9 protein-coding genes are annotated in these 12,964 nt (G+C 39.3%); 8 read left to right on the top strand and 1 reads right to left on the bottom strand.

Annotated elements, in window-relative coordinates; translation table 11 throughout:
- Positions 1–53 precede the first annotated feature (53 nt).
- From AC6H0V_RS06570 to AC6H0V_RS06535, 8 genes are all read left to right on the top strand, one after another.
- Positions 54–707: a DUF3826 domain-containing protein gene (locus tag AC6H0V_RS06570; protein WP_497562919.1), complete on the top strand. Its 654-nt coding sequence runs from the start codon at positions 54–56 to the stop codon at positions 705–707.
- 133 nt (positions 708–840) lie between these two features.
- Positions 841–1,971, top strand: coding sequence for a sialidase family protein (locus AC6H0V_RS06565; protein ID WP_497562918.1), 1,131 nt, complete (start codon positions 841–843; stop codon positions 1,969–1,971).
- 50 nt (positions 1,972–2,021) lie between these two features.
- Entirely contained in the window at positions 2,022–3,422 is a 1,401-nt protein-coding gene (locus AC6H0V_RS06560; RefSeq protein WP_497562917.1) for an acetylxylan esterase, read from the top strand.
- A gap of 158 nt (positions 3,423–3,580) precedes the next feature.
- Positions 3,581–4,345, top strand: coding sequence for a sugar phosphate isomerase/epimerase family protein (locus AC6H0V_RS06555; protein ID WP_497562916.1), 765 nt, complete (start codon positions 3,581–3,583; stop codon positions 4,343–4,345).
- Positions 4,346–4,389: 44 nt separating this feature from the next.
- Positions 4,390–6,870: an L-rhamnose mutarotase gene (locus AC6H0V_RS06550; protein WP_497562915.1), complete on the top strand. Its 2,481-nt coding sequence runs from the start codon at positions 4,390–4,392 to the stop codon at positions 6,868–6,870.
- 30 nt (positions 6,871–6,900) lie between these two features.
- Complete coding sequence (locus AC6H0V_RS06545; protein WP_497562914.1) at positions 6,901–7,980, top strand: Gfo/Idh/MocA family oxidoreductase; 1,080 nt, start codon at positions 6,901–6,903, stop codon at positions 7,978–7,980.
- 191 nt (positions 7,981–8,171) lie between these two features.
- On the top strand, positions 8,172–9,758 hold the full coding sequence (locus AC6H0V_RS06540) for a sodium:solute symporter family transporter (RefSeq protein ID WP_497562913.1): 1,587 nt from the start codon (positions 8,172–8,174) through the stop codon (positions 9,756–9,758).
- A 10-nt stretch (positions 9,759–9,768) separates the two neighbouring features.
- On the top strand, positions 9,769–11,949 hold the full coding sequence (locus tag AC6H0V_RS06535) for an alpha-L-rhamnosidase-related protein (RefSeq protein WP_497562912.1): 2,181 nt from the start codon (positions 9,769–9,771) through the stop codon (positions 11,947–11,949).
- Between the two features lie 79 nt (positions 11,950–12,028).
- On the opposite strand, the gene AC6H0V_RS06530 is transcribed toward AC6H0V_RS06535, so the two are convergent.
- Entirely contained in the window at positions 12,029–12,811 is a 783-nt protein-coding gene (locus AC6H0V_RS06530) for an IclR family transcriptional regulator (RefSeq protein WP_497562911.1), read from the bottom strand.
- Positions 12,812–12,964: the final 153 nt, after the last annotated feature.

Raw genomic sequence — 12,964 nt, 5'->3', positions numbered from 1 at the left:
TTCGTGGAACACGAACTATGGCGACACGAACCATGGCATCAAAATTAAAAATTATGAAAAAAATATTCTTATCAGTTATACTCATTTCATTGAGTATAATCACTTTAAAAGCGCAAACTGTAACCCCGGATGTAGAAATCGAAAAAAAAACTGCAGAATGGGTAGCTGCTTTAAACTTAAATGACGCACCGAAGGAGGCAAGAGTAATAACGGTTGTGTCAAATCATCTAACAACCATACGCAACTGGCATAATGAACACCCGGCTATAACGGTACCAGAGGGCATTAATCCAGTTACAGGAAACAAACTAAATGAATTGGATCGCTCCATTATCGCTGATTCGGCTATGCCTGCTGTGGTTCATCAAAACCTAATGGATGGTTTGCGCAAGGATTTAACTCCTGAGCAAGTTGAAGCCATACTGGATAAATATACCATCGGTAAAGTAGCGTTCACCATGCAAGGCTATAAAGCAATCGTACCCGATTTAACAGCTGATGAGGAAGCAAAAATCTTAGCCTTTATGAAACAAGCCAGAGAGCAAGCCGTAGATTATAAGAACATGAAACAGATTTCCGCAATTTTTGAGATTTATAAAACTAAATCGGAACAACTTTTAAATAATAATGGTCGTAGTTGGCGAGCACTATACAGTGCATACACAAAGAAGATCAAAGAGGAAAAAGCAGCAAAAGCGAAACAGTAATGAGTTAGGGAGGTGGCAATTTGGAGTTTGGAGTGGGATGTACCCTAATTTGTCATCCTGAGCCTGTCGAAGGACAAGTTAAACGATTGAGATTAAATACCCTTCGACAGGCTCAGACATAATTGTATATAAAATGAAAAAATTAAATATCACCATTATAATCATGTTAGTTGGATACCTAGCAGTAAAGGCTCAAGTCACTAAATGGCAAAAAGGTATCGTAAAAGAAGAATTCCTTTACGACAAAGCTCCATTCCCTTCTTGCCATTCGGCAACTTTGGCCGAAACACCAACTGGATTGGTAGCATCCTATTTTGGCGGCACCAAAGAGCGTGACCCTGATGTTGAGATTTATATCAGTAGAATGGCTGATGGACATTGGCTAGCGCCGGTTTCGGTTGCAAATGGCATCCAGCCTGATGGGAAGAGATTGCCCACTTGGAATCCGGTACTATACCAAGTGCCCAATGGCGAGCTCCTGTTGTTTTACAAAATCGGACCAAAACCATCAGAGTGGTGGGGGATGATGAAGACTTCTAATGATGGGGGAAAAACTTGGTCGGAAGCCATAAAATTACCAGATGGAGCCATTGGCCCTGTTAAGAATAAGCCCATCCTGCTAAGTAATGGTAATTTATTTGCGCCTTCTAGCAGGGAAGGAAATGGTTGGAAAATCCATTTCGAGGTTACCAATAACAATGGGAAAACTTGGCGTAATATTGGGCCGATTGAGGGAAACGGCATCAATGCCATTCAACCCAGCATTTTACAGCATAAAGATGGGAGATTGCAGATTTTGGCTAGAACACAAAATCGTGCCATTGCCGAATCCTGGTCGCTGGATAATGGAGAAACTTGGTCGCCATTGGCAAAAACCAATTTACCAAACAACAATTCTGGTACTGATGCATTAACTATGAAAGATGGGCGGCATGTTTTGGTATATAACCACGTATTGCCACCGGGAGACCTGGCGAAAGGCCCGAGAACACCTTTAAATGTGTCTCTTTCTAAAGATGGGAAAAACTGGTCGGCAGCGTTAATTCTTGAAGATTCGCCAATTAGCCAATATTCTTATCCAGCAGTAATCCAAACCGAGGATGGGCTACTTCATTTTATTTATACCTGGAGGAGAGAAAAAATTAAACATGTAGTTGTTGATCCTTCAAAATTAAAGTTAAAACCCATTAAAAATGGCTTGTGGCCTAAACTGAAGGAATATACGGCACCGGTAATTAAAGAAACCAAAAATGAGGAGGGTTAATTATGTTGATTGAAGCTTACAATCTAGCACTTTTTAAGAAAGCAATCTTAATGCAAAAGAAAGGCTTAATTACATTAATCGTATTACTTTTTATAAGCAGTACGGTATCCTTCGGCCAGATGCCGAACACCGATAATATGTACAGAAAACCCTTATTGGTAGTACTCCAACAAATAGAAATTCGGTTTAAGGTTAAAATTAAATATACAGATGCTCAGGTTAAAGATCGTTGGGTTAACTATGCAGACTGGCGTTTTAGATCAACTGTTGACGAAACCCTGGATAATGTGCTTAAGCCCTTGGATTTGAAGGTTAACAAAGAAAAAGATAATGTCTATAAGTTAAAAGAATACGAATATTACCGATGGGAGGTTAAAGATGGTTGGGCATTTTTGGATAGTTTAGCTACTAAATATCACGATAAAGAAAGCTGGGAACAACGAAAAGCCTTAATTAAACCAGCGCTCTACGAAGCATTATTGTTAGCTCCATTGCCTCCGAAACCAAACTCAAAACCAATAATAACCCCTAAAAGGACATTTGACGGGTATACGGTAGAGAATATCGCCCTTGAAATTATGCCTGGCTTATATGTTAATGGCTCGTTGTATAAACCACTTATCATCAAGGGAAAAATTCCTGTGGTTTTAAGTCCTGACGGGCATTGGGAAAAACAGAGATACCGTGCAGATTGCCAGACAAGATGTGCTATGATAGCTAAAATGGGTGCAATGGCAATTAGTTACGATCTTTTTGCATGGGGCGAATCGATGTTACAGTTTAAGTATGAAGACCATAGAAGGAGCCTAGCACAAACCGTTCAAACCTTGGGGGGTATTCGAATCTTGGATTACATGTTGTCGTTACCAGAAACAGATCCTAAGAGAGTGGGCATTAGCGGAGGGTCAGGGGGCGGAAGTCACACTGTTCTAATGGCTGCGATGGACGAACGGATTACACTTAGTGCGCCTGTGGTTTCTATGTCGTCGTATTTTTACGGAGGTTGTCCCTGCGAAAGCGGTATGCCCATCCACCTCTGTGCGGGTGGTACAGACAACGTTGAGCTAGCCGCGATGGCAGCACCTAATCCGATGTTGATCGTTTCTGATGGAGGCGATTGGACAGCTGAAACACCATTGCATGATTTTCCTTACCTACAAAAAATGTATGGTTATTACGGCGTTGGCAACAAAGTTGAAAATGTGCATCTCCCTACTGAAAAACATGATTTTGGAATCAACAAAAGGATTGCGTTGTATGATTTTCTGGTTAAGTATTTCAAGCTAAATCCCATTAAAGATAAAACAGGAAACTACGATGAAACTAAAGTAACCATAGAGCCCGAAAAAGCTTTATTTGTTTTTGGAGATAAAGGCGAAAAATTGCCAAAAAATGCAATTATGGGATATCCACAGTTAGAAAAACTATTTAAAATCACCACATCAAAATAATGGAGCATTTAACTTATAACAGAAGATTTTTTATCTCTAAGTTAAGCTTATTAGGGGGTGGCCTTCTTATACCGCACGCTTTTCGCTCTGCGCCTAGAGCCCCAAGTCCCATCCCCCATGCTCCCCGTTCCTCCTACAAGATCGCCGTGATTGACCTTATGATTTTAAAGCGCCAGAAATTAGGAGCGTTTCAATTGACCAAAGATATTGGGGCCGACGGACTGGAAGTAGATATGGGCGGTTTGGGCGATAGGGAAACCTTTGATAACCAACTCTCGAATGCTACTGTTCGTCAACAGTTTTTGGATAAGGCAAAAGAACTTAACCTAGAAATCTGCTCGTTGGCTATGACAGGTTTTTACGCCCAATCCTTTGCCAAACGACCAACCTATCAAAAAATGGTACAGGATTGCTTGGATACCATGAAGTTAATGAATGTGAAAGTGGCTTTTTTGCCTTTGGGTGTTCAGGGTGATCTGGTTAAAAATCCGGAATTAAGAGCACCCATTATCGAGCGACTAAAAGTGGTGGGAAAAATGGCCTCAAAAGCAGAGGTTATCATCGGAATAGAGACTGCATTGGATGCAAGGGGCGAACTCGCACTATTGAAAGAAATCGGATCTAAATCCATCAAAAGCTATTTCAACTTCTCAAATGCCATTAAAAACGGTAGAGATTTACATGAGGAACTTAAAATTTTAGGCAAACGGAATATCGTCCAAATTCATTGTACCAACGAAGACGGGGTTTGGCTGCAAAACGATCCTAAAATAAATATGATCAAAGTAAAAGAAACCTTGGATAACATGGGATGGAGTGGATGGTTGGTTATTGAAAGATCTAGAGATGCAAACAACACCAAAGATGTGAAGAGAAATTTTAGTGCCAATACGGTTTACTTGAAAAGCATATTTCAACGCTGATGGAAAAAATGAGACCTTTTTATTTGAGCTTACTTTTTAACGTCATGCTAACGTTTGTAAACGCTAGCGCCGCTGATATCTATGTTTCGACCTCTGGTGCTGATACGAATAAGGGATCTAAAGACAAACCTTTGGCTACACTTCATTCCGCTTTGCGAATGGCAAGAGAGTTACGACGTTTAAATGACCCATCCATTAAAAATGGAATTCAGATTTGGATGGAGGATGGTTTTTACCAATTACAGGAACCTGTTTTACTTCATCATGAAGATTCTGGAACCCAAGATAGCCCTACAACAATACTTGCGCAAAACAATGGAAAGGTTATTTTAAGTGGCGGACAAGAGTTGAAGGGCTGGAAAAAACTTGATAAAAATGTTCAAGGCCTGCCTAAAGAGGCAATTGGAAAGTGTTGGGTAACCAATGCATCTAGTCTAGCCGATGGATCGTTAACTTTTAGGCAGATGTGGGTTGATGGAGAAAAGGCGGTTAGAGCTAGAGATCAAAATGGAGAACAAATGGGCAGGATTTTAGCTTGGGATTTTGATAAGCAGACCTGTCGGATTCCTAAATCAAAAAATATCGATTATACAGCACTTAAAGGCACAGAAATGGTTATCCACCAATGGTGGGCCATCGCCAATCTTAGGATAAAAACAGCCAAAATTAGTGGTGAAACCGTTGAACTTTCTTTTATGCAGCCCGAAAGTCGCATTCAATCTGAGCATCCTTGGCCAGCGCCTTGGATTTCGAATGAAACCGGAAACTCAACCTTTTATTTAACTAATTCCATTCAATTTTTAGATCGGCCCGGCGAATGGTACGAAGATCTTGTTAGCCATAAAGTTTATTATTGGCCACGAAAAGGAGAGCAGTTGCAGAACGGAAGGGTTGTAGTTCCATTATTAGAAACATTAATTAAAATAGAGGGTTCGATAGACCATCCTGTTGAATATGTTAATTTAAGAGGTATTTCTTTTCAGCATACTACTTGGCTAAGGCCATCAAAACTGGGGCATGTACCGCTCCAAACTGGTATGTTTTTATTAGATGCCTATAAACTCCAAACTGCAGGAACAATAGATAAGGCTACCTTAGAAAATCAAGCGTGGATTGGGCGTCCTCCTGCTGCTGTTGAAGTGAAATTTGCTACCAATACGAGTTTTGGATCGTGCAGATTTGAGCATTTGGCCTCAACCGGGTTGGATTATCAAAAAGGTACAAGAAATAGCCAGATTAGCGGCAATCTCTTTAAAGATATTGGAGGTTCTGGAATATTAATAGGCCTATTTTCTGATGAAGCAACCGAAACCCATATTCCTTATTTACCTTTCGATCAAAGAGAGGTTTCTACAGATGATAAAATCGAAAATAATTTAATTACCAATGTAACCAATGAAGATTGGGGTTGTGTAGGTATTGGAGCAGGTTATGTGAAAGGAATTAAAATAACACACAATGAAATTAACGAGGTTTCGTATTCAGCAATAAGTTTAGGCTGGGGTTGGACTCCTACACGAAACATAATGGAAAATAATGAAGTTAGTGGAAATAAGATCCATCATTATGGGAAACATATGTATGATGTAGCTGGTATCTATACGTTAAGCGCACAACCTCAATCAAAAATCGAAAGTAATTATATAGACAGCATTTATAAAGCTCCCTATCCGCATTTGCCAGACCATTGGTTTTATATGTATACCGACGAAGGAACCGCCGGTTTTAGCATCAAAAACAATTGGACGCCATCTCAAAAATACCTGCAAAACGCCAATGGACCAAACAATATCTGGCAGAACAACGGCAATACTGTATCGGTTATGGTCAAGGAAAGTGCTGGATTGCAAGAACCGTTTCGTTATTTGTTAGCCTATAATGAATACGGAAAAACCAAGCAGCCGATTAATGTGGCCAATCAAAAAGTTATCCTTGAAATCGTTTCGAAAAAGGAAGAGAAATCAACTATTGACTTGATTAATGATTTTTGTAATAAAAATCATATTCCTTCAACTACGGTTTATCAATGGCAAAGTCATATCATTATTTACGCCACTACAACCAATCCCGCGGCTTTGCAATCCCAATTGTCTTTAAAAATCCCTAATGCCGAAGTAAAATTGTACGATAATATTTTTTATGATTTTAGTCGCCAAAGAAATTGTTTACTGGAACCTGCAAAAGAATGGGACCATATCATTTTATCAGCCAATTTAGTCAAGGATGAAAAACTGCAGCAAGAATATTTAGACCATCATGCCACACAATTCGACAAATGGCCAGAACTTTCAAAAGGTTTTTGCAATGCCGATTTTCAACAATTGGTAATCTATAGAAATGGTAGACAGTTGATGCTTGTTATTAGCATCCCGAAAGGTGCAAATTTAGATGAATTGAATCCAAGAACTACTTTAAACAACCCACGAGTAGAGAAATGGAATGCAATGATGAAGAAATATCAAGAAGGAATAGAAGGAACTAAAAAAGATGAGGTGTGGGTGTTTTTTAAGCCAGTGATCCGATAAACCAGTCATCGGATGACTAATATAAAATTTATGTTAAAACTAGCAATATTAGGTTTAGGAGAAGGAAGAAGTACCATATCAGCTGCGCTGGCAAGTGATGCTTATGAATTGGTAAAAATTTGCGATGTCAATTTAGAAACCTGTGAGCAAAGGGCAAAGGAATTTGATTTCCATCACTATACTACCAAGTATCAGGAACTGCTTGATGACAAAGCCGTTGAGGTTATCGCTATTTATACTCCCGATCATCTTCACGCCGAACATGTAAAACTTGCCTTATTGCATGGAAAACATGTGATTTGTACGAAACCATTTATCGACGACCTGTCTCATGCAAACGAATTATTGGCTTTAAGCGAAAGGTCGGGTAAAAGAGTCTTTATCGGACAGAGTTCTCGGTTTTTTGAGCCTGCCATGCGCCAGCGGAAAGACTTTGACGCGGGATTATTGGGCGAACTAATTACCATTGAAGCTCAGTATCATGCAGATCACCGCTGGTTTTTAGAGAAAGGTTGGTCCTTAAAGCAATCCTTCAAATGGTTATATGGGGGATTAAGTCACCCTACAGATTTTGTCCGATGGTATTTGCCCCGAATTGAGGAAGTGATGGGCTATGGTATGCTAAGCAGCAACGGTAAGAATGCAGGGTTAAAAAACCAAGATACCATGCACTTTATTTTTAAGGCAAGTGATGGAAGAATTGCCAGAGTGAGTGGTGCTTACACGGGTCCCACACAACCTGCCGCAAGAGATAGTGGCATGAGTACCATTTTAAGGTGTACCGAAGGCGCATCTCAGGCTGATTATCATGAATTGCGCTATGCAATAACCGATAAAAGCGGAGAAGAAAAGATAGTAACCTGGGGAGATTCAACGCTGAAGTATTACTTCCGTTTCGAAGGCCAGAGCCACCATGCAGGTGAATACCAAAACTATTTAGAATATTTTGCTCAATCCATTAAAAATGATACGATTGCCTACCCTGATTTAAAGGAAGCAATAGGGACCATAGCGCTTTTACAAGCCATGGATAGATCATTGGAAACAGGTGCACCCGTCAAGATAAACGATATATTAAGGGAATTTAAGATAAATCTGGATTACAGTTAGCAGTTAACAGCTTTCAGTTTTCAGTTGAGAGCTGGCAGTTTTAGATGAATAAGTTTAAGTCGTCCCGCTTCCTCCTTCAGGAGAGGCTTGATGAGGTAATCATCTCAATCTGTGTAATCATCTTTCAATCAGTGTAATCAATCGCGAAGCGTAATAACAATGAACTAATGAACTAATGAACCAATGAACCAATGAACAACATCATCTCTCGTTTAACCACATTCGACTATCTAATTGTAGCGGCCTACCTTATTATTTTAATTATAATCGGTTATCGCGCTAGCTTTTCTAAAAAGAATAAGGATAAAGATGAAACCTTATTTTTAGCTAATAAATCATTGGGGTGGGCCAGCATCGGATTTAATATGTGGGGCACCAATGTGGGGCCTTCCATGCTGTTGGCCTTTGCGAGCATTGGCTATACCACAGGCATTGTAGCCGTTAATTTTGATTGGTATGCATTCATCTTTCTATTTCTTTTGGCTATCGTTTTTGCGCCCAAATACTTAGCTGCTAAAGTAAGGACCATGCCACAATTTATGGGCAATAGATACGGGAGTTCGACACAAAATATATTGGCATGGTATGCGTTGATCAAGATCTTGATTTCATGGTTGTCGCTAGGGTTATTTGCTGGCGGATTGTTAGTTAGGCAGATTTTAGGGATTCCGATGTGGAAATCGGTTACCGTGTTGGTAGCTTTCGCTGGATTATTTGCTTTTGTTGGCGGATTAAAAGCTATCGCCAAAGTTAATGTCTTTCAAATGATCTTACTCATCTGTGTATCCCTTGCTTTAACTTTCCTTGGTTTACAAAAAGTAGGCGGCATTAGCGCATTATACGCACAAACCCCACATCATTTTTGGAATTTAGCCCAACCTGCTAGCGACCCACAGTATCCATGGTATGCTATTTTATTGGGTTATCCTGTCTCAGCCATCGCATTTTTTTGTACCGATCAGTCCATGGTGCAATCGGTTTTAGGGGCTAAAAACCTAAAGCAGGGACAATTAGGAGTAAGTTTTATCGGCTGGCTTAAAATTCTATCTCTTCCATTATTTATTATAACAGGTATTTTGTGTTACGTGCTCTTTCCAGGTTTAAAAGATCCTGATTTGGCTTATATGACCATGGTTACTAATTTATTTCCTCCCGGGATGAATGGTTTGGTGATTGTAGTGCTGATTGCTGTTCTGGTAGGAACCATTGGTTCTTCTTTGAATTCGTTAAGTACGGTGTTTACAATGGATGTTTATGTTAAAAATATTAATCCAAAAGCAACCAATAAAGAGATCATAAGGATGGGCCGATTAACGATTATCGTGGGTTGTATTTTTGCTGTAGGAATGGTTCTGGCCATCGATAATATCAAAGACCTTAAATTATTTGATATCTTTCAGGCGGTACTGGGCTTTATTGCTCCACCACTATCGGTAGTATTTTTATTGGCCGTATTTTGGAAACGAACAACCAGCTTGGCAGTAAACTTCATACTCTCAATAGGTTCGGCCATGAGTTTAGGTACAGGAATTCTCTATCTATGGGTATTTCCCGGAGCAACTTTTTGGCCACACTATTTAATCTTATCCTTTTTGATATTTGCAGGCTTAATGATTATCGCAATCCTAATTTCATTGCTTGATACGAAACCTTCGGTATACCAAATAAACAAAGAGCACCAAGCAAATATCGAGAAGCCCAGCAAGGTAGTCTGGATCTCTTGGGCGGCTTTGGCTGTGATCATGATTGCTTTATACATTTTCTTTAACGGACATTAATTTTCTAAATATGAAATCATTTTATGCTTTAAAAGCAAAATTTTGGCTGGTTTTAATTTTACTGATTGCTTTATCGTTCACCGAACTCCATGCCCAAAAGGCAACATGGATCTGGTATCCCGGCGATTTTGATATCTATATGAGCAATATCATGCAAAATCGACGCACCGAAAGAGGATCATTCTTTCCCCCATTTTGGAAGATGGATAGCCATTATGTGCTAGTTGATTTTCATAAAGATTTTAATTTGGCAGCAGCCGAAGAAGTTAAACTGTATGTTGAAGGAACGTATAATGTAAAGATTGATGGTCAAGCTTTTATGGGTTTTCCTAAGTCGATTATAATCCCGGCAGGAAAGCATAAATTGAGCTTAAAAGTATACGGGCAGGATAAGGTCCCTGCTATTTTTGTGGAAGGAAAAACGGTAGTATCTGATGCGAGTTGGCTAACAACCTTTGAGGATAAAGAATGGATTGATGCCAGCGGAAAGACGTCTGATAAATCGGGAACTACATTTGTGAGTGCAGGCACATGGAACTTAACTGATCCTCTAACTCCACCATCGAAATTTAAACTCCCAGTTACACCTATGTTTACGGCAAAAACCGAGAAGGTAAATAACGGCTTCATCGCCGATTTCGGAAAAGAAACTTTTGGATTTATTAAACTTCATAACCTTAAAGGAAAAGGCAAATTAACCATCTATTACGGCGAATCGAAAGAAGAAGCGCTGTCAACCGATAAATGTGAGACACTGGATCTTCTAAATCTAGATGTAAAAGGGAGAAAAGATTCGGTTATGGAACTTTCAAAGGCATTTAGATATGTTAATTTTCAATATGATGGTACCGTTGCAATGGATTCTGTATCCATGTTGTACGAATATTCGCCGGTAGTAGAACGGGGCAGTTTCAACAGTTCTGATGCAGAGCTAAATAAAATATACGAGGTAGCGAAATATACCTTCCATCTAAACACCAGAGAATTTTTTATTGATGGAATTAAACGCGATAGATGGGTGTGGAGTGGGGATGCCTACCAAAGTTACCTCATGAATTATTATTCGTTTTTTGATGCACCAACCGTGAAGAGAACCTTATTGGCACAGCGTGGAAAAGACCCGGTTACAGCCCACATCAATACCATTATGGATTATTCTTTTTACTGGTTTTTAGGGATTTACGATTATTATAAATTTACTGGCGATCAGAAATTTGTTCAAGAGGTTTATCCCCGGATGCAGACCCTAATGTCGTATATCGATAATCGAAAAAATAAAAACGGGTTATTAGAATGGATGCCCGGAGATTGGATTTTTATAGATTGGGCTGATAAATTAAGCAAGGAAGGAGAGGTAAGTTTTGAGCAGTTATTATACTGTAGGAGCTTAGAAACGATGGCTTTATGCGCCAAATTAGCAAATGATCCTAGTGGTGCAGCGATGTACAGTAAAAAAGCGGCTACCTTAAAGGCCAAAATCTTTGAACTCTATTGGAATCCAAGCAAAAATGCCTTGGTACATAGCAGAATTAATGGAAAGCAAAACGATAATGTTACCCGTTATGCCAACATGTTTGGGATATTTTTTGATTATTTTACTCCGGCACAAAAACAGGCTGTTAAAACCAATGTATTACTAAACGATAAAATTAATAAGATTACCACTCCATATATGCGTTTTTACGAATTGGAAGCACTTTGCGCCATGGGCGAACAGCCTTATGTACTGAAAGAAATGAAAAGCTACTGGGGCGGAATGCTAAAACTAGGGGCTACCTCCTTTTGGGAAGAATACAATCCGACCAAAAAAGATACCGAACATTTGGCCATGTACGGAAGACCTTTTGGCAAGAGTCTTTGCCATGCCTGGGGAGCCAGTCCGATCTATTTATTGGGCAAATATTATCTAGGAGTTAAGCCTTTAACCGCGGGTTACAAAACCTATAGCATTGAGCCTAACCTAGGTGGATTAGCTTGGATGGAGGGTAAGGTGCCTACCCCAGAGGGTGAGATTGAGGTGTTTTGTAATGCAAATTCGATTACTGTAAAATCTGCGGTAGGAGTGGGTAAATTGCGTTTTAAAAGCAGTACCAAACCATTAGCAAATGGGGTCTTAACAGAAATCTCGAAAGGTATGTATGAGCTTACCATCCAAAAAGGGATGGCTTATGAGGTTAAGTATACAATCTAGGTTTTTTCGTATTTGCGAGGAGGTACGAAGGAATCCCCTTGCCTATTTGTATTCGATGACCATAAAATCTGGGACCCAACTACAAACCAAACACCCCGATCCGTTGCTCAATTTTTTTAACACATTTGTTCGCTTCGGTTAAAATTTGTTCGGTATTAATGTGTTTGTTGCTATTTAAAGTACTTAACATAGAAATGGTTAAGCAGGCGATAATCCCTTCTTTACTTTGTTTGCCAATGGGAAGCGAAATGTCTGATACCCCTTCGGCTAGATCACTGGGCTTGAAATAAGCCCCAGTCTCTTGAATATGTTGTAATGAAGCCATAAACTCATCGCGTTTGGGCTTCGGATATTTTTTAAAAATATCATTGCTTTTTAAAATGGCAGTTCTTTCTGCATCGGGCATATAGGCTAATAAAACCTTGCCAGAAGCTGTTAATGGTAATGGAAAAAGATTGCCCTCTTCAATGGAAAGGGCGATGGGACCTGGGCTTTTAGCATGAATGATGACCATCACCTTGTTCATATACAAAATACTCAAGTGGCATGATTGACGAACAGAATCAGCTAACTCTTCTAAGGGAAATTGTGCCGCCTTACGTAGTTCATCAACCGGTGAGTGGCGGTGCGACAAATAAAATAACTTTAGTGAAAGCCGGTATTTGCCCGAAACCTCATCTCTTAAAATATAGCCCCTGCTCTCCAAACTCATCAACATTCTGTAAATTTCATTCGGCGTTTTATCAATCCCAATGGCCATTTCAGATTGCGAAAGAGGAACAGACTGAGCTGAAAGGTATTCCAATATATCAAGTCCTTTATCTAAAGCCGGAGCCTGATATTTTGATTCGTTTTCGTTCATTTTATTAATTATTGAAGGGGTTTGTTATTTCAAACATACAAAATTTATAATTTAACCTATCTGTAATTTTTTGGAGATAAATATTTTCATATTTAAAAAAAACATTTATATTTGAATTTAAGCTTATTGAGCATTTTTAAATATTTTAACGAA

It is taken from the genome of Pedobacter sp. NO84, assembly GCF_059703915.1.
The sequence above is the reverse complement of the archived record's forward strand: the minus strand, read 5'-3'. Positions and strand labels throughout refer to the sequence as shown.